Raw genomic sequence first — 24,517 nt, 5'->3', positions numbered from 1 at the left:
TTGCCGTCTCAATGCCACTACGGGCGCGGCGGTTCAACTGTTATCAGGCGGTTTCGCGCGATTTTGTATACCATTGTGTACCGAATTTGAAGGGGGCATCTTGCGCATTTCAGGCTGTGGGCGCTAACGGCCGTTTCAACAAAGGTTGATTGGTATTTTACCCTCCCAGCCGTTAGACCAAACCCATCACCGCGATATTGATCCGTCTGGAATTTTATGAAGCCCCTGATTTTTCCCGTCCTTGCCGCATTTTCGCTGCTGGCCGAGCCCTTGCAGGCTCAGCAGGAGCAGCCTGTGGTGGTCGAACTCTTTACCTCTCAGGGCTGTTCCTCTTGCCCCGATGCCGATGCGATGCTCGCCGAATTGGCCGAGCGGGAGGATATCATCGCGCTCGCGCTGCATGTGGATTACTGGGATTACATCGGCTGGGAGGATCCCTTTGGCGATCCGGCCCATGCCGAGCGTCAGCGCGGCTATGCCGCTGTCGGCGGGCGGCGCAGCGTTTATACGCCTGAGCTGATCGTGCAGGGGCAGACCGATATCGTCGGCGCGAAACCGATGAAACTGATGGACGCGGTCGAACGTCACGCAGAGGCCGCGCCGCAGGTGGCGCTGACGGTGGCGCTGACGGTCGCGCGGTCAGGTGCAGCGGTTGAGATCACGGCAGAACCTTTGGCCAAAGGCGTGGGGCCGATGCAGGTCCACATGCTGCGCTACTCCCCGATGGAGCGGACCAAGGTCACCCGGGGTGAAAACGCGGGCCATGTCATGGAGCACAGCAATGTGGTGCAGGGCTGGCAGGTCTTGACGGAGTGGGACGGGGCCGCGCCGCTGTCACTGCGTGCCGATGCTGAGGGCGATCTGCCCGTCGTGGTCATCGTTCAGCGCAAAGAGCAGGGCGGCCCAGGGGCGATCCTTGCCGCCGCGCGAGCCAAGTAAGGCGCGCCGTTAGGTTTCGTGGGGCCGCCAGCGGCGGTGCACCCAGAACCACTGTTCCGGCGTCTTGGTGACCTGCGCGGTCAGACTGTCGTTCAGCGCCTGCGTCATGGTCATCGGATCGCTATGCGGCACCGGCGCTTCGAGCACCACGTCAAAGCTGACGCCATCGTCCTGACGAATGCCGTAAAAGGGGATCAGCAACGCGTCATAGCGCAGCGCCAATTCCGCCGCCGAGATGGCGGTGCGGGCAGGCTTGCCGATAAAGTCGAGGATCGGCGCGCGGATGACATGTTGGTCGAACAGCAGCACCAGCCGACCGCCCTGTTTCAGATGCCGCACGAAGCCCGCCGTGCCGCGCCGCCCTTGGGGGAACACCGGCCCGCCGAAAGCTTCGAGCGTCTTGACGTAATGCGCGTTGAAATAGGGGTTCTTCATCTTGCGGTAGAGCCCGCCGATATCATAGCCCCGCGCCACGAGGGAGGCCCGCGCCGCTTCGTAATTGCCGTAATGCCCGGTCACGAGGATCACCGGCTGGCCCGTGCGGTTGGCCTCTTCCAGCGCGGCCATGCCCGGCCCCTGTGGGGCGATCTCGGCCATGCGTTTGGGAAAGTCCTCGGCGGAATAATTCTCGATAAAAGACCGCCCGAGATTGTTGAGGCAGCGGGTGGCAATTTCCTCACGACGGGCAAGCGGCATCTCGGGCCAGACATGCTCAAGATTGTCCAGCGCCCGGCGGCGGTAGCCCGCGAGCGGGGCCAGAATATGCTGCACCAATCCGCCGACAAAGCCGACCCGCGTCTTATAGGGCAGGGCCAAAGCCGTGCGGATGATGCCGACGATCAGCAGGTTGCTTAGGTAATGCCGGGCCCGGCGACCGAAGGGATAAGGCTTTTTGGCTTTGGTGGCTGGGTCCGACATGGGCTCTGACAGGCTGTTAAACTTTTCCTGACATAGCCTGCGCCGACGCGCGCAACAAGCCATGCCGAGCAGCATAGGCCGGGGTCAGCCGTCAGATGCCCGGGCAGGGGGCATTTACTTTGCCGCCGGTGGAAAGCTCAGGCGGTGGCGTCCGGCACGCAGGTGCCGCTGCTGATGTCGAGTTTCATACCCTCCGCACAGGTCATGACCTGTTTGTCATGGACGCAGCCCGAAGCAAGGGCGAGGGAGGGGGCCGTGAGCGCCATGAGGGCGCCGAGTGTCAGTGCGAGTTTCATGTCGTTTGCTCCTTTGACAGGCGCGGATAGGGTACACCCACCCGCGCCAATCTCAAAGCAATAGGATGATCGCCTTACGCGCCGAAGACGCGTTTGAAGATCGTGTCGACATGTTTGGTGTGGTAGCCCATGTCGAATTTCTCATTAATGCCATCTTCGCCGAGGGCGGCGACGACCTCTTCATCGGCCAGCAGCAGCTCGCGGAAATCGAGCCGTTCTTCCCAGACCTTCAGCGCGTTGCGCTGCACCATGGAATAGGCATCTTCGCGGCTCACGCCCGCTTGGGTCAGGGCCAGAAGCACCCGCTGGCTCATCACGAGGCCGGGGAATTTGTTCATGTTCTCCAGCATGTTGTCGGGGAAGATCAGCATTTTGTCGACGACGCCCGCCAGACGGTGCAGGGCGAAGTCCAGCGTCACGGTGGCATCGGGGCCAATGCCACGCTCGACAGAGGAATGCGAGATGTCGCGCTCGTGCCAAAGCGCCACGTTTTCCATCGCCGGGATCACCGACATGCGCACGAGGCGGGCCAGACCGGTCAGGTTCTCGGTCAACACCGGGTTCTTCTTATGCGGCATGGCCGAGGAGCCTTTTTGCCCCATGGAGAAGAATTCCGCCCCCTCCAGCACCTCGGTACGCTGCATGTGGCGAATCTCGATCGCGACGTTTTCAATGCTGCTGGCGATGACGCCGAGCGTGGCAAAGAACATCGCATGACGGTCGCGCGGGATGACTTGGGTCGAGATCGGCTCGGGGTTGAGGCCCAATTTCTCACAGACGTGCTCTTCGACCTGCGGGTCGATATTGGCGAAAGTGCCGACAGCGCCCGAGATCGCACCGGTGGCAATCTCCTCACGCGCGGCGACGAGGCGGGCGCGGTTGCGGTCCATCTCGGCATAGAAACGGGCAAAGGTGAGGCCCATAGTGGTGGGTTCTGCGTGGATGCCGTGGCTGCGGCCCACGCGCACGGTGTCTTTATGCTCAAGCGCGCGTTTCTTCAGCGCGGCAAGCAGCTTGTCCATACCGTCGAGCAGCAGGTCGGCGGCACGGGTCAGTTGCACGTTGAAACAGGTGTCGAGCACGTCGGAGGAGGTCATCCCCTGATGCACGAAACGCGCCTCATCGCTGCCGACATGTTCGGCCAGATGCGTCAGGAAGGCGATGACGTCATGTTTGGTCACGGCTTCGATTTCGTCGATGCGGGCCACGTCGAATTCGACGTCCTTGGCTTTCCAGACGGCTTCGGCGTTTTCGCGCGGGATGGTGCCCAGATCGGCCATGGCGTCGCAGGCATGGGCCTCGATCTCGAACCAGATGCGGAATTTCGTTTCCGGCGACCAAACGGCAACCATATCGGGACGGGAGTAGCGGGGGATCATGCGCGCACCTTTTTAGGACAGGGGATGGGTCAAGGGCGGCATAGACTGACTTGGGGTTAAGGACAAGTCTGAGGGGGGAGGGTGACGAGGGCCATCGCCTGCCCGCGGGTCGGCGGTCATACGTAGGTCGGTGCCACTTTATGGCTCAACCATGATGTGCGCTCGCGAGGTTACGCCCAGCCTCACCAAATCGCCTACCCGGTCGCACCAAAGGTGCGCCAGTGTATATCGGCACGCCTTTGGCGTGACGGGCGGGCAGACGATGGCCCGGCGCCTGCGGCTTGATTCCGGGCCGGGATGGTAAACCTGTTGTAGCTAAAGCAATTCGGTCACCACCGTAGAACTCCGTTCCAACGTCCGATGCACCGGACACTTGTCCGCGATCTCCAACAACCGCTGGCGCTGTTCCTCTGTCAAATCCCCCTCCAGCCGGATACGCCGCCGCCAAGTGTCGATCTTCTCTGCCGCGCCTGTGCATGCGTCCTGCGCGTGCACCTTGTCGTGGCAGACATCCACGCTCACGCCGTCGAGCGGCCAGCCCTTGCGCCGGGCATACATGCGGATGGTCATCGAGGTGCAAGCCCCCAATCCGGCAGACAAAAACCCATAGGGCGACATGCCGCGGTTGGTGCCGCCATAGGCCCGAGGCTCATCCGCCAGTGCGTGGTGATGCGGGCCTGCGTTCACGTCTTGCAAGAACCCATCGGCATCCGCTTCGGTCACGCGCACGATGCCTTCCGGCGCGCCGGGCGGCGGGGCGGGGGATTTCAACGACATGTAGCGATCCGCCCATGTGGCGATGATCTCTGCCGCATATTCGGCGTCGCGCGGGCGGGTGATCAGGTGGTCGGCATCGTCGAGGGTGACAAAGCTTTTGGGGTGTTTCGCGGCCATGAAAATCTGTCCGGCGTTGTCGATGCTGACGATCTCATCGCGCGGCGCATGCATCACCAGCAGCGCGGCTTTCAGCCCAGCGATATCGGGGGCGAGCGTGGCTCCCTGCAGATCGTCGATGAACCCCTGACTGATGGTGAAGGGCCGCCCACCGAGATTGACCTCGGCACTGCCATTGGCAGAAATCTCGGGCAGGCTCTCGGCAAAGTTATGGGTCACATGGGCCGGATCGAAAGGCGCGCCGAGCGTGGCAACAGCGCTGACATGAGGCAGCTGGGCTGCGGCTTTCAGAACCGCCGCGCCGCCCAGTGAATGGCCGATCAAAAGGGCGGGGGCCATGTCACGGCCCGACAGATAGCGGCAAGCGGCGAGCAGATCATCGACGTTGGACGAGAACGAAGTTTCCTCGAAATCGCCCTCTGAATGGCCTAGCCCGGTGAAGTCAAAGCGCAGCACCGCAATCCCCATCGCCGCCAAACGGCCCGCGATGCGCCGCGCGGCGGGGATGTCTTTGCCGCAGGTGAAACAATGCGCGAAAAGCGCGGTCGCCAGATGCGGCCCCTCCGGCATGTCCAACCGTGCGGAGAGTTCCGTGCCGCCCGGGCCGGGAAAGGTGATGCGTTCGATGGCCATGAGGCTCTCCAATTTGCTTGAGGTAAAGGTGACATCTCTAGCGGGCGGATCAAGGGCCGGGGCCGCGCGCTCACCCAAGCGTGACGCGAAAGCACTGCGCGTGATCGCATTTGCCCCCGGTTGTTGCTTTGTATACGACTTGTGCAAAACCCCTGTCGGAGACATATCTTGGCCCAGCCCCCCAAACCGAACCTGCACCCTGCCACCATCGCGGCCCAAGCCGCGGGCGCCGTCGATCCCGCGTCAGGCGGGGTGGTGCCGCCGGTGCAATTCGCCACCACCTATCTGCGGGACGAGAATTACGATCTGGTCAATCCTGACAACGTCTATCTGCGCTCGCACAATGAAAACACCCGTGTGGCGGAGCGTATCCTGAACGCGCTCGAAGGGGCCGACGAGACGCTGATCTTCCCCTCGGGCATGGCGGCCATCGCGGCGGTGTTCCGCACCGTGCCCAATGGCGCGAGCGTGGTGGTGCAGAGCCAGATTTACTGGGGCACGACGAAATGGATCCGCGATTTCTGCGCCCGGCGGCAGATCGCGCTGCATGAGGTGGACGCAAGCGACCTTGATGCCTTTGCCGCGCTATGCCGCGCCGAAAAGCCTGACCTCTGCCTGATCGAGACGCCGTCGAACCCATGGTTGCGGATCACCGATATCGCCGGGGCCGCTGCCGCCGCGCATGAGGTGGGCGCGACGCTGGTGGTCGACAGCACCGCGGCCTCGCCCGTGCTGAGCCACCCGTTGGAGCATGGCGCGGATATCGTGATGCATTCGGCAACCAAGGGGATCAACGGCCATTCCGATGTTCTGGCCGGATCGCTCGCCACCAAAGACGCCGAGACGCCGCGCTGGCAGATGATCCGCGATGACCGCAATGAGGCGGGCGCGGTGATTGGCCCGATGGAGGCGTGGCTATTGGCGCGTGGGATGCGGACCCTCCCGCTCAGGATGCGCGAGATGTCCCGCAATGCCATGACATTGGCCGAGTTTCTGTCGGATCATCCGCAGGTGGAACAGGTGATGTACCCCGGCCTGCCGGACCACCCCGGCCATGCGCTGGCCGCGCAGCAGATGCACGGGGGCTACGGCGGGCTGTTGTCCTTTGTCGCCAAAGGCGGGGCCGAGGCGGCGTTGAAAGCGGCGGGGCGGTTGCAGCTGTTCCACCGCGCGACCTCGCTTGGCGGGGTGGAAAGCCTTGTCGAGCATCGCCACACGATCGAGCCGCATACCGGAATCCCTGAGGGGCTGTTGCGCCTGTCGGTCGGGATCGAGGATGTCGAAGATCTTGGTGCCGATCTGGGCCAAGCGCTCGGGCAGTAAAACGAAATTGGCCGCGCACCCTCGCGGCCAATCTTGCCTCACGTTTCAGACCATTCCTGCAACTTGTCGATCACCCCATCGGTCAGCGATTGCAGATCGTCTTGCACCGCCAGCGCGGGGCAGGGCCGATCCAGCCGCGCGGCGATATCGCTCATGCGAAACCCGTTGGCGCTGTCGAGGTTTTCCAGTTCCTCCCATGTCACCGGCACGGCGACCGGCGCACCGGTGCGCGCGCGCAGGGAATAGGGCGCGATGGCCGTGGCACCGCGTTCATTGCGCAGCCAGTCGATGAAAATCCGGCCCTTGCGCTTGGCCTTGGACATGGTCGCGACATAGCGGTCGGGGTCCTGCGCCGCCATGACATGGGCAAAGGTCTTGGCGAAAAGCTTGACCGTCTCCCAACCGCGCGTGCGGCGCAGGGCCAGCCAGACATGCACGCCCTTGCCGCCGGTGACGATGGCCCCCGATTGCAGGCCGAGGGCCGCCAGCGCATCGCGCAGCTCAAACGCTGCCGCTCGGACATCGGCCCAATCCAGCCCTTCATCGGGGTCGAGGTCAAAGACCAGCCTGTCGGGGCGGTCCAGCCGATCCACCCGCGCGCCCCAGATGTGATATTCCAGACTGCCCATCTGCGCCGCCGCGATCAAGCTTTCGGGGCGCGTGGCATAGAGGTAATCCGCCGCGTCGCCATCGCTTTCCTCGATCGAGACGCGTGACAGCGCGTCGGGCATCCCGCCGCTGTCGTGTTTTTGAAAGAAACATTGCCCATCAATCCCCGAAGGGCAGCGAAAAAGCGACAGCGGACGGTGGCCTATGAGGTCGATCATCCGCTCCCCGACACGTTCGTAATGCCGTGCCACATCACCTTTGGTGCAGCCCGCATCGGGGAAGACTCTGCGGTCGGCATTGCTGATCTGCACGCCGCCGATCTTACTGTCGCTATCCATTTTAGGCTCCTCTTGCGGTTCCTCCAAGGTCACGCTGCCCGCGTCCTTATCCTCGCGCAGGCTCAGAAAGCTTCCGTGCCGGATCACGCCATCGTCGGTAAACTCGGCAAAATCGACCTCGGCCACCAGATCGGCGCGGACCCATTTGGCATCGCGCGCCACCTCCGTTGGCACATCGCTTGCGGGCGGGGTCTTGCGGGCGGTCATGGCGCGGGCGAGGTCGGCCATCACCGCCTCGGAAAACCCTGTGCCGACGCGGCCCTTGTAGCGCAATTCGCCGTCCTCATGGCTGCCCAGCAGGAGCGAGGCAAAGGCGCGGCCCTTTTTGTCGGAGGGGGAATAGCCAATGATGACGAATTCCTGCCGCCGGGTGCATTTAATTTTGAGCCAGCTTTTGCTGCGCCTGCCGGAATAGGCCGCGTCAACGCGTTTGGAGATGATCCCCTCAGCTCCGGCTTTGCAGGCGCGGTCGAAGACTTCGGGACCATGGCCGATGACATGCTCGCTCAGCCGCAGCGGCCCGCCTGCGGGCACGCCGGATAGCAACTGCGCCAGACGCGCACGGCGGTCCATCTGCGGCGCGTCGCGGAAATCCTCACCGTCGAGTGACAGCAGATCGAAGGCGTAAAAGACCAGCGGATGCCCCTCTTTCAGCGCCTTTTGCAGCGAAGAGAAGGCCGAGCCGTTGATCTTGGCCGCCATGACCTCTCCGTCCAACAGCGCCCGGTCGCAGGGCAGCGGATCGAAGGCGGCTCCAAGCGCGCCGAACTTATCGGTCCAATCCTTGCCGGAGCGGGTGAAAAGCCGCGTGCCGCCCTTGCCCAGGGACACCAGACAGCGGTAGCCGTCGAACTTCGTCTCATGCATCCAACCGTCGCCCTCGGGCGCGTCGGCAACAAGGGTGGCAAGCTGGGGTTTGACGAAAGCGGGGTTCTTGCCTTTGCGCTTGGGGCGCGGGTCGGCGACCTTTTTGGCGGGGGCGTCTTTGGCGATCTCGGCCATGGTGCGGCCCGTGGTGATCGACCGGGCGGTGCCCTTGGTCAGCCCATCGGGCAGGTCGCGGGCATAGTCGTCGCGCTCTTTGATCAGCAGCCAATTTTCGCGTTTTTCCCGGCCCCGCATCCGCACCAGCGTCCAACCGCCCTGCATGTGCTGGCCTTGCAGCGTGAACTTGAGCTTGCCGTCTTCCAGCCCCTTTGCCACATCGCCCTGCGGCATCCATGTGCCCCGGTCCCAAAGCATGACCGTACCGCCGCCATATTGCCCCTTGGGGATCGTCCCCTCAAAGCCGCCATAGTCAAGCGGATGGTCCTCCGTCCGCACGGCAAGACGTTTTTCCGACGGGTCGGGGGAGGGGCCTTTGGTGACAGCCCAACTCAGCAGCACCCCCTCCCATTCAAGGCGAAAGTCATAGTGCAGTCGGGTGGCGTCGTGTTTCTGGACGACGAAACTTTGCCCCGCGCCACTGCCTATCTGACCACGGGGTTCGGCGGTTGCCTCGAAATCGCGTTTGGCGTTGTAGCTGGCCAGCCTGTCTGGGGATTTGGCCATCACGAGGCCTTCTTACGCGGCGCCTTTTTCTTGGCGCTGGATTTCCCGCCGCCTGCTTCTTTCAGGCTCTCTTTCAGCGCGCCCATGAGGTCGATCACATTCTCGCCCTCGGAGGGGCTGTCATCCCCGGTCTGCACGCGCGGGGTCTTCTTATTTTTCACCTTCGCATCCAACAGCTTTTGCATCGCTTCGGCGTATTTGTCGGTATAGGCGGAGGCGTCGAAAGGCGCGGTTTTCTTGTCGATGAGCGAAGTCGCGACATCGAGCAATTCCTTGTCGGTCTTGTCGTCCCCGATATCGGTGAAAATCTGATCCGCCTCGCGCAGCTCATCGGCATAGTGCAGCGTCTCCATCAACAGCCCGTCGCCGCAGGGTTTGACGCAGGCCAGATATTCCTTGCCGCGCATGGTGACCTGCCCCAAACCAACCTTGCCGGATTGGCGCAGCGCATCGCGCACCACGCGGTAGGCGTCTTGGGCCAGATCGTCGGAAGCGGTGATGTAATAGGGTTTGTCGAAATAGAGCGGAGAGATTTCGCAGGCATCGACGAATTGCACCAGCTCAAAGGTCTTTTTCGTCTCTAGCTTGATCTCATCCACCTCATCAGGGTCGAGCAGGATATATTCGTCGCTGCCGACCTCATAGCCTTTGACGATATCTTCGGCCTTGACCGGGCCGATGCCGGGCACGGATTTCTCATAGCGGACCCGCTTGCCCGAGGGTTTGTGAATTTGCCGGAAGGAGACTCTGGAACTGGTCTTGGTGGCCGAGAATATCTCGACCGGGATCGACACCAGCGAGAGGCGAAGTTGACCTTTCCAAAGTGCGCGCGGTGCCATGAGAACTCTCCTATTTGCCCTTCGCGCGGCCCAGCTTATCGGCCTTGACCGCGTCGCGTTGGCCCATTGGCTCATCGGGGCCGGTGGTGCTGTCCTTACGGGTCTGGGCCTCCATCTCGGAATTGAACTCAGCCCCCAGAAGCACGATGAAGGCCGAGATCCAAAGCCACATCAGCAGGATGATCGCCCCGGCCATGCTGCCGAAACTTTCGTTGTAGCTGCCGAAGTTGCTGACGTAGATCGAAAACCCGATGGAGGCGACGATCCACAAGATGCAGGCGATGATGGAGCCGGGGGTGAGCCATTTCCACTCCGCATCGTCACGGGCAGGGCCGTAGCGGTAGAGCACGGCCAGCGCGAGCGCGGTAAGTGCGGCAAGCAGCACCCAGCTGCCATAGGTGAGCAGCGTCTCGACCCAATCGGGTAGGGCGAGAAAGGCGACCACAGCGGGCACAGCCAACGTGGCCGCAAGGCCCAAGAGCAGCACGCCGATCAACATGAGGGTGAGGCCAAGTGTCCAGATCAGTTTGGAGACGAAACCGCGGGTCTCATCCTCGTCATAGGCGACGTTTAAACCTTCCATCAGACTGCCCACGCCCTTGGACGCGGAGTAGAGCGCGAGGGCCAGACCGATCAAGAAGGCCCAGCCCAGACCGGTTTCTTCCGACCCGGTCACGGCGACGGCTTGGCCGAGGATGATATTGGCGGCTTCTTCGGGAATGAGGTTGGTTAGGGATTCAAGCTGCGCGGTGACCTGTGCGGGCTCCATCACCAATCCGGCGAGGGCCATCAGAGCGGTCACGGCAGGGAAAATCGCCAGCAGCGCGTAAAAGGCGACACCAGCGGCGACAAGCGACACATGATCGGCGGCGATCTCATCCTTGACCCGCAACAGGATGTCTTTCCATCCGGGGGCCGGTATCTCCATCGGCGTTTCCGCTTTCCGTCCGCGCGCCATATCTGGTCCTTTGACGTTTAATTCGTATCGTAAAATATGCCCGCCCCCGAGGCCGGGAGCGGGCGTGGCTTGGCTTAGCTCTTCACGTCGCCGAGCTTTTGCTTGTCGGCTTCGCTTTTAGCGGCGTCCGCGACGCGCTGACCGCTTTCCTTTGCCTTTTTCACGGCGGCATCGGCGGCGGTCTCTTCGTCGGCGGCGGCATCGGCATTGTCTTTGGTCTCTTTCAAGACCTTGCCTGCCTCATCCGTCGCGGCTTTGGCGACCTTGCCCAGCTTGTCACGCTCTTCCGCGTAAATACGCTCGGCTTCGTTAAAGAGCGCATCGCTGTGCTCGCCCATATAGGCGTCTTCGGTGCGGCTGCGGGGCAGGGCGGCGCCGATTGCGGCTCCCACTGCGAGGGCCAGCGCACCGGCGACCATCGGATGCTCTTCGAACATGTCCGAGGCGCGTTCACCGCCCTGACGGGCATAGCGGCCGCTGGCGTTCCACGCATCCACGGCGCGAGCACGGGCCATCACGATACGCTCACGCGCTTCGGCGGTCATGTTTTCAGTGCCTTCCGACAGACGGTCCCGCAGGGCATGGGCACGCTCATTGGCGGCATTCGCGCTGTCGCGTACGCTGTGGGCGGCGCCGCTGGCGGTGCTGCGGATGCTGTCCACGGCGGAACGGGTGCCATAGGAGGCGCGGTCACGGGCATAGCGGGCGCCGCTGGCGACCGAGGAACCGGCGGAGCGGGCACGCCCGGCAGCCGAGCTTGCAGCGCCCTTGACGCTACCGGCGGCAGAGCCTGCGGCACCGGATACACCGCTCGCGGCGGAGCCTGCGGCCCCTTTCACGCTGCCTGCGGCAGAGCGGGCACGATCGCCGAAGCCGCGGCCATCATCATCGTCGTGATGCACGTCACGGGCCCAAGCAGGCACATCGTCGGCAGCGCCGCGTTCGGAGCCATAGCTGGTGGCATAGGCGCTTTCGGGGGCAGAGGAACGACGCGCATCGCGCACGGCGGGGCGGTTTTCGGTATTGGTTACCGGCACCGGCACGGGATGTGCGCGGTCGCGGTCCAGACCTTCGTAGCCCCGGCGGTCACGGTTGTTGCCGCTGCCGAACATCATCCACGCAAGGCCCGCACCTGTCAGCGCCAATGCGACCGGGTTGCGCTTGGCCGCGTCAGAGATGGAGCGACCCCAGTCGCCGCCATGCTCGCGGAACTGGTCAGAGAACTGACGCGCGATACCTTCGACCGAAAAGCGGTCTTGCAGATCGTCCAGCGTATCGGCCAGACCGGCACGCTCCCGCTCGATTTCGCGTTCAATTTCTTCGGGGTTTCTGGAGTCATTTGTCATCGTAGACCTCCTTCATGGTCTCTGCGTCACGCTTGACGTTTTTGGCGGTGCGGCTCGGCGCAAGGCTGCTGAGCTTCAGATCATTGGTGCCTTTCTGGATCATCACATAGGCGACGATGGCCAGAAGAACGCCCACGATCACGGCGGACCAACCGGCGGCGATGCCAGCTTCGGTCAGAGCGGCCACGAGGGCGGCGCTCAGCACGTTCAGGGCGGTGAGGGCCACAACCACGGCGCCGACGATCAGGCCAATGGCCACGCCCGCATGTTTCAGGTTCTCATTCACTTCGGCGCGGGCCAGATCGACCTCTTTGCGCATCAGCGAACTGACGTGGGAGAGGGCTTCGGTCAGCAGGCTCCCGGCGGATTTATTGCTTTCGGTGGTCATACTTTATCTCCTGTAACGACGTTGGGCGCGGCAGGCTGAGTTGTCGGCTGGGCGGCAGTGCGGCCGGGCACCGTGCTTGCGGCACCAGTGGGCGCCGTGCCGGTCATCGGGCGGTCGATGCGGTCGTCGTCGTCATATTCGACGCCGGTGCCGCCATAGCCGCCTTGGGGCCGGTCGCTGGACGCTTTGGCAAAACGGGTGGCCACGAAGCCCAAAAGGGCAGCGCCACCGAGGAAGACCATCGGGTTGCGCTTGGCGAAACCGTTCAGGTCGCCCATCATTTCGCCCAAGTCCTTGTCGCGCATGCTGTCAGAGACATCGGCAAGGCCGTCGGCCAGCTGGCTAAAGCTGCGCTCCTGCGGGGAGCCGCTGCGCAGCTCATCAGCTGCAGTGCGCAGGGCAGAGGCCACGCCTTTGACCTCGTCAGCGGCGGTGTCGCGCGCTTGGTAGGCATAGTTGGTCGCTTCGGCGGATACGGTGTCGGCCACGTCGCGGGCCTGCGCCTTGGCGGATTCAGCGGCGTTGCTCGCGGCGGCGGCAGCTTTGTCTTTTGCAGCGGTCGCCTGCTCTTTGGCAGCGGCGCTTTGGGTCTGTGTGGTGTTGTTGTCGGGCATGGTAACCTCCTTTAAAATACGAGATTCAGGATCGCGAGAACGACCACGATCAGGCCGATGAGGTAGAAAATTCCGTGCATGGGTCCCTCCATTCGTCTGCAGCAGTTATCTTATCTACAGTCCAACGACTGACGCCGCGGGCGGTTCCCCCGCCGGGGCAAAAGAATGCTGGGAACCCTTTGGCCTATAGGAATTAAACAGGCGCAGAAGCCCGCCGAGCCCACAAACGCAAGCGGCGCGCCCCGATTGGGACGCGCCGCCGCTTAACATAGTTTAAGTGGGCTGTTAGCCGTCGATGCGGCTGGCCATGATGGCGATGGCCTTTTGATAAACCCCCGCCGCGTTCCACGCCTGAATAACGCGGAAGTTCGGCTGACCCTCTTGATAGCCCGCCCCCGGCTGCCAGCCTTTCTGGCGCAGGAAATTGGCGGTAGAGGCCAACGCGTCGACCTGATTGTAGAAATCGACCCGACCGTCGCCATTGCCGTCAACCCCATAGCGCAGCGCGTTACCGGGCAGGAATTGCGTATGGCCCAGCTCACCATGTTTCGCGCCTTTGGTGTTGGAGGTGATGGCGCCACGGTCGACCAGTTTCAGTGCGCCGATGGCATGGGGCACGAAAAAGTCGGAGCGGCGGCAGTCATAGGCCAGCGTGGTGATGGCCGAGACGACAGCGCTATTGCCCATGAAACCGCCAAAGCCCGTTTCCATCCCGTGGATCGCCAGCAGGACACCGGCAGGCACGCCATAGCGCTGCTCAAGCGCGTTATAGAGCGCGGCGTTGCGGGCTTTACGTTTGCGGCCTTGGGCCACGATCGTATCCGCGCCGCGTACCTGCATGAACTTGGACAGGGAGTATTTGAAGGATTTCTGATTCCGGTCGGCGGCGATGGTGCCATTGGCGTAGCGCGCGCTTGCCAATGCGTCCAAGCCGCGCTGGCCGACGCCTGCGGCGCGGGCCTCTTGGGCGAAAGCGCCTTTCCATGCCTCAAAGCCATTGGCCGTATTGCCGCATTGCGCTGCCAAAGTCGGCGCGGCCATGAAGGTGCAGATGGCCGCGGTGGTGGTGAAAAGTGTTTTGAACATGAGTTTGACCCTCTGCGTCTATGTGTCGTGCAAAGGTTAGCCCATATGGAAAACGGTTCAACTAGGTAGGCAAAGGAAAGAGAAATCTTTGGCCTTCACCGTGGCAGAAGGGCGCGGATATATTCCATGGCGGTGCCCGCCCAGACGTTGACCTGCGGCGCGCTGTCTTGGGCAAAGCTCGCCCCGCCGAATAGCAGGCCGACTGTGACCAGAAACATCAGCCCTTTGCGGCTACGCTTGGCGCGGCGGTGTTTGTTGTCGGCGCGTTTGGCGCGCTGTTCGATGCGCAGCAGCCGTTCATTAAATGTCGTCGTGGAAATCGCCATCTTATCCGGTTCCTCTGCAGGGTCTTGGTTAAGACTGCTTGGGTGCTATGGCCCTTTTATGGCGATGGTGGGGCGCGGGGCGGTCAGCCGCCCAGAAAATAGGAGGCACCTGCAAAAGCCGCGATCCCGGCCCCGATAAAGCCCAGCAGCATCAGCAGCCCGTCGCGATAAAGCAGCGCGAGCCCGAAGATGGAAATCACGATCATCGGCGCGGAGGTGGCGAAGGGCACAACCTCAAGCGGGGGGACGGCAAAGCACAGGCAAAGGATGACGACACAGGCAACCTTTTGACCGGTGGCGCCTGCGATGCGCGACAGCCGGGCCTGTAGCTTGTCGTCGATCCATTGCGAGACGGGCCGCAGCCATTCGACGGATTTCAGCACCTTGTCGGTATCCAATGTGCGCTTGCGCAGCCAGTTGGGGGCCCAGAAATGCTCATACCCCAGCAGCATCCGCAGGGCGAGGAGCCCCACCAGAATGGCCAGCGCAGTGGGAAAGCCGGGGATGCCGCCAAGGGGGGTAAGCTCCATCAGCGGCAGCACGGCAAGGGCGGGGCCATAGCCGCGCTGGTCGAGCGCGTCGATCAATTGGCCAACTTCAACGGTCTCTTTCCCCTCGGAGGCGTCTTTCAACTCATCGACAACATCCGTCAGCGCCGTTGAATCATCGGCCATGATGCGCACTCCTTCTTTGCTGCTCTGCCAAGGCAACGCGGTAGGGCAGGCTCTGTTCCGAGGGGTGCCACGCAAAAGGGCGCGGAATGAACCGCGCCCTTTCGATCTTCTCTCTCGCCCCCGCGGGGCCGGTGGCTGATCAGCAGCTGTAGTACATGCCGAATTCAACGGGGTGCGGGGTCTGTTCGAATTTCAGAACCTCTTCCATCTTCAACCCGATATAGCCTTCGATCTGGTCGCGGGTGAACACGTCACCGGCCAGCAGATAGTCCATGTCGTTGGACAGCTCGTCCAGCGCCTCGCGCAGCGAACCGGCCACTGTCGGGATATCCGCCAGCTCTTCCGCGGGCAGATCATAGAGGTTCTTGTCCATCGCCTCGCCCGGGTCGATCTTGTTCTTGATGCCGTCAAGGCCAGCCATCAAGAGCGCCGAGAACGCCAGATAGGGGTTCGCCGCCGGATCGGGGAAGCGGGCTTCAACGCGCTTGGCCTTGGGGCTTTCGGTCCACGGGATACGCACGCAGCCCGAACGGTTACGCGCGGAGTAGGCGCGCAGAACGGGCGCTTCGAAACCCGGGATCAGACGCTTGTAGCTGTTGGTCGTCGGGTTGGTGAAGGCGTTGAGCGATTTGGCGTGGGCCAGAATGCCGCCGATGAACCACAGCGCTTCTTGGCTGAGGTCGGCGTATTTGTCGCCCGCAAACAGCGGCTTGCCGTCTTTCCAGATCGACATGTTCACGTGCATGCCCGAGCCGTTGTCGCCAAAGACCGGCTTCGGCATGAAGGTCGCCGATTTGCCATAGGCGTGGGCCACGTTGTGGATCACATATTTGTACTTCTGGATTTCATCCGCCTGTTTGGTCAGCTCACCAAAGATCAGACCCAGCTCGTGCTGGCAGGAGGCAACCTCGTGGTGGTGCTTGTCGACCTTCATGCCAAGGCGCTTCATGGTCGAGAGCATCTCGGCGCGCAGGTCTTGCGCTTCGTCCACCGGGTTCACCGGGAAGTAGCCGCCTTTGAGGCCCGGGCGGTGGCCCATGTTGCCCATTTCATAGTCGGTGTCGGTGTTCCACGAACCGTCGGACGCGTCAACTTCGTAGGATACCTTGTTGACTTCGTTAGAGAATTTGACGTTGTCAAAGAGGAAGAACTCAGCCTCGGGGCCGAAGTAGGCATTGTCGCCGATGCCCGAAGAACGCAGGTAGGCTTCGGCCTTCTCGGCAGTGCCGCGGGGGTCACGCTCATAGCTTTCGCCGGTGTCGGGCTCAACGATGGAGCAGTGCAGGCAAATGGTGGTTTCGGCATAGAAGGGGTCGACATAGGCGGTGCTGACGTCGGGCATCAGCTTCATGTCGGAGGCTTCGATGCTTTTCCAACCTGCGATGGAGGAGCCGTCGAACATGAAGCCTTCTTCGAGGAAGTCTTCGTCGACCAGATCGCTCACGATGGTAACGTGCTGCAAGGCGCCGCGGGTGTCGGTAAAGCGGATGTCGACATATTCGATGCCTTCATCTTTGATTTTGCTCAGGAATTCCTGGGTATCCATCGTGTAGGTCCTTTATGGTCTATTCGTAGTCTGGGCCCGAGGGCCGTTGTCACAGTGCGTCTGAACCGGATTCACCGGTACGGATGCGAATTGTTTGTTCAACAGGGGAAACGAAGATTTTGCCGTCACCGATTTTCTCCGTCTTGGCGGCGTCGACGATGGCCTCGATAGCGGCATCGACCTGATCGTCATCCAATACCACTTCGACCTTCACTTTGGGAAGGAAATCTACAACATACTCCGCACCGCGATAGAGCTCGGTGTGGCCTTTCTGGCGGCCGAAGCCTTTCACTTCAATCACACTCAGACCTTGAACACCCACATCTTGAAGGGCTTCTTTGACTTCGTCGAGTTTGAACGGCTTGATGATGGCTTCGATCTTTTTCATGGTAATCCCCTGACAATTCCCGCGCATTTATGCTCTGGTTTCGACAGAGCATCCCGCCCGCGTAACGTCCAGCGCCGGGCAGGGGGTAACATGGCGCGGCGGATGCATTTGCCAAGGGGCGCTGAGAATTTGCGCAACGCGCCTAAAAAATAAGCATTCGTGAATCGGCTCCGGGCTGTACCTTTGGGCGGCAGTTGCTAGATCCCTTTGCATGCGTATTTCCGAGATCACCCGCGAGAGCTTGAACGTCGATTTGCTGCGCAAAGAGCCGGGGCATAAATATGACCACGGCCATGCGCTCGTCCTATCCGGCGGGCCGGGCCAGACCGGGGCCGCGCGTATGGCGGCGCGCGGGGCGCTGCGGATCGGGACAGGGGCCGTGACCTTGGGCGTGCCGCCCGCCGCGCAGCTTGAAGCGGCGATGCAACTCACGGCGGTCATGCTGCAGCGGATACCGGATGGCGCGGGATTGTCCGAAACGCTCGAAGACAGCCGGATCAACGCGCTCTGCCTGGGGCCAGCCTTGGGATTGGGCGCGCGCGCAGCGGAGCTTGTCAAAGCAGCCCTCGCCGCGCTGCATATCGTGTTGGACGCCGATGCGATCACCCTGCTGTCGCAAGATGCGGATCTGCGCGACGCCCTGCACGACGGCTGCGTTTTGACCCCGCATATGGGGGAGTTCGCCCGGCTCGCCCCAGATCTGGCCGAGGCAGCAAAGGCCGATGAGGAGGGGGCCAAGGCGCAGGCCGCGCGCGAGGCTGCCGCGCGGTTCGGTTGCGTGATCCTGTTGAAAGGCCCGGAGACGATCATCGCCACGCCCGAGGGGGAGGTGCGGCGCCACCATGCGACTCAAGACCGTGCAACCCCTTGGCTGGCCACCGCTGGGGCGGGCGATGTCTTGGCGGGGCTTATCACCGGGCTGCTCGCGCGGGGGAGCGCCCCGGTCGAAGCAGCCTCCACCGCGGCATGGATACATGCCGAGGCAGCGCTGCTGCACGGGCCGGGGCTGATCGCCGAGGACCTGCCCGATCTGATGCCGCAGGTGCTGCGGGACTTGGGGGTTTAGGCCGCGTGCAACACAGCGCCGCGGGCGCGGGCGGCATCGGCTGTGCCAAGCTCCAGCCCATCGGCGTAGATCACATGCGGGCCGTCGCAGAATATCTGGATCAGGGTCGTCTCTTCCTCCCCCAAATCGGTGATGAATTCATCGTCGACCAAGGCCCGCGCCGCGACCAAGGCGCGTTCGGAATTGAAAAGCGCCCGCGCGCGCCAATCCCGCACCAGCACCATCTGATCCCCGGCGAGCGCGACGTCGCGTTCGGGCCGCGTGTGGCCTAGTGATCCCGCTGCCAGCGCGATGCGCCGCACGCTGCGGGTTGTGCGTTGAATATGAAGGATTTTTGCAAAGCCACTGTCGCGCGTAATGACACGATCCCCGACCGAGAGATACTCAACCGGGATTTCACCATCCAGCGTCAAAATAAGGGCGCCCTGCACAAGACCGGTGTCCAGCGCAGCGAAAGGGGAAAACTGCCCCCCATGGCGATCTTTGCCGCCTACGCACCCGACCGTATTCGGTTTCATGGGCGTCTCTTTCTATTGTACCTGCCTCAGGTATCACCAACCATATGCAAACATCCGGTTAATGTCTTGTGCTTTTTTGCTCTCGCATCTGCCGCGCGGGTTTGCTAATCAGCGCGGGCACCGGTTGGTGCAGTGCGGGTGTGGCGGAATTGGTAGACGCACCAGATTTAGGTTCTGGCGCCTATGGCGTGGGGGTTCGAGTCCCTTCACCCGCACCACTTTTCCCGGTAAATCAATGATATCGCAGGCGTGGCCCGCTCAGCCCAGCACCGTCAGCCAAAGCCATACTGTCAGGATCGAACTGCCCGTCGCGATCAGCACGGAGCTGGCCGCCACACGGCGCGCGCGGCCGTACATATTGGCGAAAATGTAGGCGTTGAACCCCGGTGCCATCGCCGCCGTCAGCACACCGGACCGGAAACCGGCCTGCGGCAGCGACAGCATGGTGCCAAAGCTCCAGACCAGCGCGGGGTGCACCAAAAGGGCGATGGCGCAGACCATGAGGATCGCTTTCATGTCGCCCTCGGGCTTGTATTGCAGCAGCACGCCGCCAAGCGCAAAAAGCGCGGCGGGCAGGGCGGCGCGGACGATCAGTGACAGCGCGTCATCCACCACGCCGGGGATCGGTAGGCCGCTGAGATTGACGGCAAAGCCCCCTAGGATCGCGATGACCAATGCGTTGCGGAACATTGCCCGACTGACATTGCGCAGCAGCGACAGGCCAGATTGCCCGCGGTTGCGCACGAATTCCATCACAGTGATGCCCAGACCGTAGCAAAAGGGCGCGTGGAACGACAGGATCGCATAGTTCCCGGCCAGCGCCTCGGGCCCGTAAGCGCGTTCGGTGATCGGCAGGCCCAGCAGAATCGAGTTCGAGAACAGGCAGCAAAATCCGATCGCCACGCTGTCTTCCCAATCGCGGCGGAACAAGAGCCGCGCGCCAAGGACGCCAAGCGCAAAGCAAAGCGCCGCGCCGCCATAGAAACTGCCCAAAAGGCGCGGGTCATAGCTGCTCGACAGGTCAATGCGGGCGATGGCTTGGAACAGAAGGCAGGGGATGGCGAAGTTCTGGGTGAATTTCATCACCCCATCGATGCCAGACACGGGGAAGAGCCCGCGCCAGACCGCAACATAACCAAAACCGATGACCAGAAAGACCGGCAGAATGACGTCTAAAAGAGTTTGCACTTGAAAGGGGCCTTATGGGGTGCGGCGGGGGCGCCGACCCTCAGGCCCGCGCCCGGCGCTGCCTAGTCTGAATGGGGAAGGGGGAAATGAAGGGTCAGCCCGTCATAGGCCGGTTGAATGTGATCCGGCGTCTCTGCGGCGACGGTGTGGTAATCAAGGTCGTTGTGCATATTGGTCAGGACCGCCGTCTGCGGCGCCACCCGGTCGATCCACCCAAGGGTCTGCGCCAGATGGCTATGGGTCGGATGCGGCTCCCGCCGCAGCGCGTCAACGATCCAGCAGCGCAGGTTGTCCATCATCGGCCAGCAGTCCTCGGGGATGGCCGAGACATCGGGCAGGTAGACGATATCGTCAAAGCGAAAGCCGAGCGCGTCGATATTGCCATGGGTGACGGTGAAGGGGTTGAACTTCAGGGTGCCACCCGGGCCGTCGATGCTGACCTCGCCGGTGATCTCATGCATGTCGAGGATGGGCGGGTAGCTTGACCATTCGGGCTGCACGAAGGCATAGCCGAACCGTTCGATCAGCGCGTCCCGCGTGGGCGCATCGGCCCAGACCGGCAGCCGCGCGCGCATGTTCATCACCACCATGCGCAAATCGTCCAGCCCGTGCACATGATCCGCGTGGGAATGGGTGTAGATCACCGCATCGAGCCGCCCGATGCCTGCGTCCAAGAGTTGGCTGCGCATGTCGGGGGAGGTGTCGATCAAGACGGCGGTGCTGCCTGCCTCCGTCACCCGCTCCACAAGGATCGAGCAGCGGCGGCGGGCGTTCTTGGGCTCATTCGGGTCGCAAGCCCCCCAGTGGCCGCCGATCCGCGGGACCCCGCCGGAAGAGCCGCAGCCCAATATGGTCACCCGCAGGTCGGCCATCAGCGCGCAGGCTCCCAAGCGGCGGCTTTCGCGAAGAGACGCTCGAAATTCGCCTGCGTGCGGGCCGCGAAATCGGCGTAGTCGAGGCCAAAGGTCTCAGCCGCGCGGCGGGCGGTATGGGCGGTAAAGGCAGGCTCATTCGGTTTGCCGCGATGCGGCGGCGGGGCGAGATAGGGCGCGTCCGTTTCCACCAGAATACGGTCGAGCGGGGCGGCGGCGAAAATCTCGCGCAGCTCTTGCGACTTGGGGAAGGCGGTGATGCCGGACATCGACAGGTAGAACCCCAGATCGAGCGCGGCACGGGCCAGTTCAGCGGAGGAGGAGAAGCAATGCATGACGCAGCTATAGGCGCCATTCGCATGTTCCTCGCGCAGGATGCGGGCCATGTCGTCATCCGCATCGCGGGCATGGATGATCAGCGGCAAGCCACTTTCCCGCGCCGCGGCGATATGGATGCGCAGAGAGGTCTTTTGCACCTCGGCACTCTCGGCGGTGTAGTGGTAGTCGAGGCCCGTCTCACCGATGCCGACCATCTTGGGGTGCTGGGTCAGGGCGAGAAGTTCGTCGACCGAAGCCATCGGCTCTTCCGCGGCGGACATCGGATGGGTGCCTGCGGCGTAGAACACCGGCTCATGCGCCTCGGCAATGGCCCGCACGCTGGGCTCGTTCTTTAGCCGGGTGCAGATGGTGACCATGCGGGTGACGCCAGCCTCCGCCGCGCGGGAGATGACGCCGGGCAGGTCTTCTTGCAGGCTCTCGAAATCGAGGTGGCAGTGGCTGTCGGTGATCTGGGGCGTGTCGGTCATGCTGTCCTTTCGGCTATCTTGGCGCCGTCTGGCCTATCTGCCGCAGGGTATCTAGGACCAGCGCGGCAGGGTCAAGGTTCACCGCCAGCCCGTGACGGGCGCGGTCGGATATCTGCTGCGCCGCATCGGCCCATGCGCGCCCCTGTGCGGGGCTGGGCGAAAGGCGTTGCAGCACGGCAATCTCATCGGCGCAGGCGGGCTGCGCGGGCGGCGCACCGGTGGCCCCGGTGCGGGCCAGACGCACCAGCAGCAGGTCCAGCAGAGTAAAGAGCAGGTCGAGTTTCGCCTCCCCCCCGCGCTGTGCTGCGGCTTCGGCCAGCTTAATGGCGCGGCCCCGGTCGAGTTGCGGCAGCGAAGAGATCAGGCCGACGAGATCGGCATAGGTTTTCACCCCGCCCATCAGCGACAGGCGCAGCGCCCCGCCGACCGACCCGCCGGAAAGCTCGGCCAGTGCGGCGGGATCGTCTTCAACCTCCACGCCCGAGCCGGCCAGCGCCTCGGCCATCTGACCCGCGTCAAGCGTGCCGAGCCGTAGGGTGCGGCAGCGCGAGCGGATGGTGGGCAGCAGGCTGGAGGGCTGGTGGCTGAGCAGCAGCAGGACGGCCCGTTCCGGCGGCTCCTCCAGCATCTTCAGCAGCGCGTTGGCGGCATTGGGGTTCATCTCATCCGCGTCGTCGATGATGACAACGCGGCGGCCCCCATCGGCGGCGGACATCTGGAAGAAACCGTTCAGCGCGCGGATGTCATCGACGACGATTTGCTTGCGCATTTTCTTGGTATCGGGGTTCAGCGTGCGGGTGACGGATTTCAGCCCCGCTTCGGCCCCGGCGGCCACACGGCGGGCGACAGGATGCTCGGGGTCGATCTCAAGCGTCTCGGCCGGGGGCAGGTCGAACATCCCGCCATCGGGGTCGGGGGTCGCCAAAAGAAACCGCGCGATGCGCCATGCCAGCGTCGCCTTGCCCACACCGCGCGGGCCGGTCAGCATCCAAGCGTGATGCAATTTGCCGCTGTTGAAAGCGTCGAGAAAGGCAGCCTCGGCGGCGCTTTGGCCGATCAGTTTCGGCGTGTCGCGCGGGTGGCGGGCACCTTCCACACGGTCTGGCTGGGGGGCGTCGTCTGTCATGGCCTCGGTCTAGCATGTTTCGCCGCAGAGGGAAGCGGGCAGGGCGCGTGGATCAGCCCAAACGCGCGGTGACGCAGGCGGTCACGTCGCGGGCCACGCTGTCGATGTCGCGGCCCCCGTCGATCACATGGAAGCGGTCGCTGAACTCCTCGGCAAGGCTCAGAAAGCCCCCGCGCATCTTGGCTTGAAGTTCCACGCCGAAATCCTCGAACCGTTCTTCGGCGGTCTGGCGCGAGAGGGCACGCTCCAGCCCATGGACAGGGTCCATGTCGATCAAGAGGGTCAGGTCAGGCTCTACCCCGATCATCAGCGCGTGCAGATCGTCCACCATCTGCCGCAGATCGCCGCGCGAAAGGCCCTGATACATCCGCGTGCTATCGGCGAAACGGTCGCAGATCACGACCTTTCCGGCGTCGAGCGCGGGGCGAATGGTGCGTTCAAGATGATCGCGGCGCGCGGCGGTGAAGAGCAGGATTTCCGTCTGCGCCGACCAGCGGTCGGGATCACCCTGCAAGACAAGCGCACGGATTTCCTCGGCCCCCGGGCTGCCGCCCGGTTCGCGGGTCAGCACCACGTCATGGCCCTGTGCCGTCAGATGATCCGCCAAAAGCCGCGCTTGGGTGGATTTGCCAGAGCCATCAATGCCTTCGAAAGTGACGAAGAGGCCCGGCGCGCGGGCCTTCTCTGCGCTGGTCACGAAGTTTCCGCTTCCACGGTGGGGGCCGCCTGCGGCCCGGCGTTGAGGCGGTTCATCAGATGCAGGGCGGCGGCGGTCATCTTGACCATGAACCCCCCCGGCGCGATGGAGGCCGAGGCCACCAGCGGCACGCGCATGGCAGGCAATTCGCCCCGGTCGACCACCAGTTCGCCCAATTCGTCCCCCTTGCTGATCGGCGCTTGGAACGGGCCAGTGTAAATCACCTCGGCCTCGATCTCATCCCCGCCGGTGACAGGCACCAGCATCGACAGATCGTCTTTCAGGTCAAGCCCGACCGATTTGGTCGTGCCAAGGGCCACGGGGGCTTCGGCAATGCGGGTGCCCGCTTCGCCCAGATCGCGCTGCGTGAACTGGCGGAAGGCCCAGTTGACCACCGATTCAGCCTCCTGCGCGCGGGCGGCGGCGCTGTCGAGGCCGGAAAGCACAAAGATCACCCGGCGGTCGCCCTGTTTGGCCGAGCCAACCAGCCCATAGCCCGCCTCATTGGTGTGCCCGGTTTTCAGGCCATCCGCGCCGATGCCTAGACCCAAAAGCGGGTTGCGGTTGGTCTTGTTCTGCGGCGCACGGCCATCGAAGGCGAACTCACGCTCTGCAAAAAGCGGGTAGAACTGCGGGAAATCGGTGATGATACGGTTGGCCAGCAGCCCCAGATCGCGAACCGACATCAGATGCCCCGCCTGCGGCCAGCCATTGGAATTGGCGAAGGTGGAATTGGTCATCCCCATCTGCTGCGCGCGCTGCGTCATCAGCCGAGCAAAGCCGTATTCCGTACCATCGGGGCTCAGCGCTTCGGCAATCACGGCGCTGGCGTCATTGCCCGACAGCACGATGATGCCGCGGATCAGGTCCTCGACTGAGACGCGGTCGGTGGTGTCGAGGAACATGGTCGAGCCGCCATAGGACATGGCGTGTTCGGACACGGGCAGTTTCTCAACCAAATCGAGCCCGCCGTTCTGCTTGCCACGCTCCACGGCCTCGAAGGCCATGTAAAGTGTCATCAGCTTGGACATGGAGGCGGGCGGCAGCGGCTCATCCGCGTTCTTGGCCAGCAGCACGGTGCCAGTGGTCTGGTCCAACACATAGGCGGCGGTGGCGCGGGTATCGAAAGCGGCGGCGGGCTGGAGCGTCAGCACCAGCGCCACGGCGGCGGCAAAAAGGCGGATCATAGGAAGCATTTC

25 protein-coding genes and 1 tRNA gene are annotated in these 24,517 nt (G+C 63.2%); 4 read left to right on the top strand and 22 right to left on the bottom strand.

Annotated elements, in window-relative coordinates; genetic code table 11:
* Positions 1-216 precede the first annotated feature (216 nt).
* Positions 217-939, top strand: a complete 723-nt coding sequence (locus tag HKX24_RS07680; RefSeq protein ID WP_271691649.1) for a DUF1223 domain-containing protein — start codon at positions 217-219, stop codon at positions 937-939.
* 9 nt (positions 940-948) lie between these two features.
* Here the strand turns inward: HKX24_RS07680 and HKX24_RS07675 are convergent, their stop codons facing one another.
* From HKX24_RS07675 to HKX24_RS07660, 4 genes are all read right to left on the bottom strand, one after another.
* Positions 949-1,857: a lysophospholipid acyltransferase family protein gene (locus HKX24_RS07675; protein ID WP_271691647.1), complete on the bottom strand. Its 909-nt coding sequence runs from the start codon at positions 1,855-1,857 to the stop codon at positions 949-951.
* Between the two features lie 137 nt (positions 1,858-1,994).
* Positions 1,995-2,153, bottom strand: coding sequence for a hypothetical protein (locus HKX24_RS07670; RefSeq protein WP_162931827.1), 159 nt, complete (start codon positions 2,151-2,153; stop codon positions 1,995-1,997).
* A 74-nt stretch (positions 2,154-2,227) separates the two neighbouring features.
* The gene (purB, locus tag HKX24_RS07665) at positions 2,228-3,532 is read right to left on the bottom strand and encodes an adenylosuccinate lyase (RefSeq protein WP_271691646.1); all 1,305 of its coding nucleotides are present in this window, start codon (positions 3,530-3,532) and stop codon (positions 2,228-2,230) included.
* Positions 3,533-3,847: 315 nt separating this feature from the next.
* Positions 3,848-5,059, bottom strand: a complete 1,212-nt coding sequence (locus HKX24_RS07660) for a bifunctional alpha/beta hydrolase/OsmC family protein (protein WP_271691645.1) — start codon at positions 5,057-5,059, stop codon at positions 3,848-3,850.
* Between the two features lie 168 nt (positions 5,060-5,227).
* Here HKX24_RS07660 and HKX24_RS07655 point away from each other — a divergent pair, with 168 nt between their 5' ends.
* Positions 5,228-6,382, top strand: coding sequence for an aminotransferase class I/II-fold pyridoxal phosphate-dependent enzyme (locus tag HKX24_RS07655; RefSeq protein ID WP_271691643.1), 1,155 nt, complete (start codon positions 5,228-5,230; stop codon positions 6,380-6,382).
* Positions 6,383-6,420: 38 nt separating this feature from the next.
* Here HKX24_RS07655 and ligD read toward each other — a convergent pair whose 3' ends face one another.
* The 11 genes from ligD to HKX24_RS07600 form a co-directional block, all read right to left on the bottom strand.
* Complete coding sequence (gene ligD / locus HKX24_RS07650) at positions 6,421-8,880, bottom strand: DNA ligase D (protein ID WP_271691642.1); 2,460 nt, start codon at positions 8,878-8,880, stop codon at positions 6,421-6,423.
* Positions 8,880-9,719 (bottom strand): Ku protein, encoded by an 840-nt coding sequence (locus HKX24_RS07645; RefSeq protein WP_271691640.1) that lies wholly within the window; start codon positions 9,717-9,719, stop codon positions 8,880-8,882. The genes ligD and HKX24_RS07645 overlap by 1 nt, the downstream gene beginning before the upstream one ends.
* Positions 9,720-9,729: 10 nt before the next feature.
* Positions 9,730-10,677 carry a YihY/virulence factor BrkB family protein gene (locus HKX24_RS07640; protein WP_067266359.1) on the bottom strand — a complete coding sequence of 316 codons (948 nt, stop codon included), beginning with the start codon at positions 10,675-10,677 and terminating at the stop codon, positions 9,730-9,732.
* 74 nt (positions 10,678-10,751) lie between these two features.
* Positions 10,752-12,023: a DUF3618 domain-containing protein gene (locus HKX24_RS07635; RefSeq protein WP_271691639.1), complete on the bottom strand. Its 1,272-nt coding sequence runs from the start codon at positions 12,021-12,023 to the stop codon at positions 10,752-10,754.
* The gene (locus HKX24_RS07630; protein WP_067266354.1) at positions 12,013-12,411 is read right to left on the bottom strand and encodes a phage holin family protein; all 399 of its coding nucleotides are present in this window, start codon (positions 12,409-12,411) and stop codon (positions 12,013-12,015) included. The genes HKX24_RS07635 and HKX24_RS07630 overlap by 11 nt, the downstream gene beginning before the upstream one ends.
* The gene (locus tag HKX24_RS07625) at positions 12,408-13,025 is read right to left on the bottom strand and encodes a hypothetical protein (RefSeq protein ID WP_271691638.1); all 618 of its coding nucleotides are present in this window, start codon (positions 13,023-13,025) and stop codon (positions 12,408-12,410) included. The genes HKX24_RS07630 and HKX24_RS07625 overlap by 4 nt, the downstream gene beginning before the upstream one ends.
* Positions 13,026-13,310: 285 nt before the next feature.
* Positions 13,311-14,066: a lytic murein transglycosylase gene (locus HKX24_RS07620; protein WP_271693835.1), complete on the bottom strand. Its 756-nt coding sequence runs from the start codon at positions 14,064-14,066 to the stop codon at positions 13,311-13,313.
* Between the two features lie 140 nt (positions 14,067-14,206).
* Positions 14,207-14,437 carry a hypothetical protein gene (locus HKX24_RS07615; RefSeq protein WP_271691637.1) on the bottom strand — a complete coding sequence of 77 codons (231 nt, stop codon included), beginning with the start codon at positions 14,435-14,437 and terminating at the stop codon, positions 14,207-14,209.
* Between the two features lie 83 nt (positions 14,438-14,520).
* Positions 14,521-15,111: an exopolysaccharide biosynthesis protein gene (locus HKX24_RS07610; RefSeq protein ID WP_271691636.1), complete on the bottom strand. Its 591-nt coding sequence runs from the start codon at positions 15,109-15,111 to the stop codon at positions 14,521-14,523.
* 139 nt (positions 15,112-15,250) lie between these two features.
* Positions 15,251-16,657 carry a type I glutamate--ammonia ligase gene (gene glnA / locus HKX24_RS07605; protein WP_168613076.1) on the bottom strand — a complete coding sequence of 469 codons (1,407 nt, stop codon included), beginning with the start codon at positions 16,655-16,657 and terminating at the stop codon, positions 15,251-15,253.
* 49 nt (positions 16,658-16,706) lie between these two features.
* Positions 16,707-17,045, bottom strand: coding sequence for a P-II family nitrogen regulator (locus tag HKX24_RS07600; RefSeq protein ID WP_067266338.1), 339 nt, complete (start codon positions 17,043-17,045; stop codon positions 16,707-16,709).
* 211 nt (positions 17,046-17,256) lie between these two features.
* Between HKX24_RS07600 and HKX24_RS07595 the strand changes: the two genes are divergently transcribed.
* Positions 17,257-18,111, top strand: a complete 855-nt coding sequence (locus tag HKX24_RS07595; RefSeq protein WP_271691635.1) for an NAD(P)H-hydrate dehydratase — start codon at positions 17,257-17,259, stop codon at positions 18,109-18,111.
* Here the strand turns inward: HKX24_RS07595 and HKX24_RS07590 are convergent.
* Positions 18,108-18,629, bottom strand: coding sequence for a Hint domain-containing protein (locus tag HKX24_RS07590; RefSeq protein ID WP_067266333.1), 522 nt, complete (start codon positions 18,627-18,629; stop codon positions 18,108-18,110). The two genes, HKX24_RS07595 and HKX24_RS07590, sit on opposite strands and share 4 nt — an antisense overlap.
* 134 nt (positions 18,630-18,763) lie before the next feature.
* Here HKX24_RS07590 and HKX24_RS07585 point away from each other — a divergent pair.
* Positions 18,764-18,847: transfer RNA gene (locus HKX24_RS07585), tRNA-Leu, on the top strand.
* Between the two features lie 40 nt (positions 18,848-18,887).
* On the opposite strand, the gene HKX24_RS07580 is transcribed toward HKX24_RS07585, so the two are convergent.
* The 6 genes from HKX24_RS07580 to HKX24_RS07555 all read right to left on the bottom strand — a co-directional run bounded on the left by HKX24_RS07580 (position 18,888) and on the right by HKX24_RS07555 (position 24,505).
* Positions 18,888-19,817 (bottom strand): AEC family transporter, encoded by a 930-nt coding sequence (locus HKX24_RS07580; RefSeq protein WP_276153906.1) that lies wholly within the window; start codon positions 19,815-19,817, stop codon positions 18,888-18,890.
* Between the two features lie 62 nt (positions 19,818-19,879).
* Positions 19,880-20,689 carry an MBL fold metallo-hydrolase gene (locus tag HKX24_RS07575; protein ID WP_271689690.1) on the bottom strand — a complete coding sequence of 270 codons (810 nt, stop codon included), beginning with the start codon at positions 20,687-20,689 and terminating at the stop codon, positions 19,880-19,882.
* Positions 20,689-21,495 (bottom strand): TatD family hydrolase, encoded by an 807-nt coding sequence (locus HKX24_RS07570; protein ID WP_271691632.1) that lies wholly within the window; start codon positions 21,493-21,495, stop codon positions 20,689-20,691. Before HKX24_RS07570 ends, HKX24_RS07575 begins: the two co-directional genes overlap by 1 nt.
* A gap of 13 nt (positions 21,496-21,508) precedes the next feature.
* Positions 21,509-22,621: a DNA polymerase III subunit delta' gene (locus HKX24_RS07565; RefSeq protein WP_271691631.1), complete on the bottom strand. Its 1,113-nt coding sequence runs from the start codon at positions 22,619-22,621 to the stop codon at positions 21,509-21,511.
* 52 nt (positions 22,622-22,673) lie between these two features.
* The gene (gene tmk / locus HKX24_RS07560) at positions 22,674-23,318 is read right to left on the bottom strand and encodes a dTMP kinase (RefSeq protein ID WP_271691630.1); all 645 of its coding nucleotides are present in this window, start codon (positions 23,316-23,318) and stop codon (positions 22,674-22,676) included.
* Entirely contained in the window at positions 23,315-24,505 is a 1,191-nt protein-coding gene (locus HKX24_RS07555) for a D-alanyl-D-alanine carboxypeptidase family protein (protein ID WP_271691629.1), read from the bottom strand. Before HKX24_RS07555 ends, tmk begins: the two co-directional genes overlap by 4 nt.
* Positions 24,506-24,517: the final 12 nt, after the last annotated feature.

Source organism: Sulfitobacter sp. M85 (assembly GCF_029285915.1).
GTDB classification, from domain to species: domain Bacteria; phylum Pseudomonadota; class Alphaproteobacteria; order Rhodobacterales; family Rhodobacteraceae; genus Sulfitobacter; species Sulfitobacter faviae.
The sequence above is the reverse complement of the archived record's forward strand: the minus strand, read 5'-3'. Positions and strand labels throughout refer to the sequence as shown.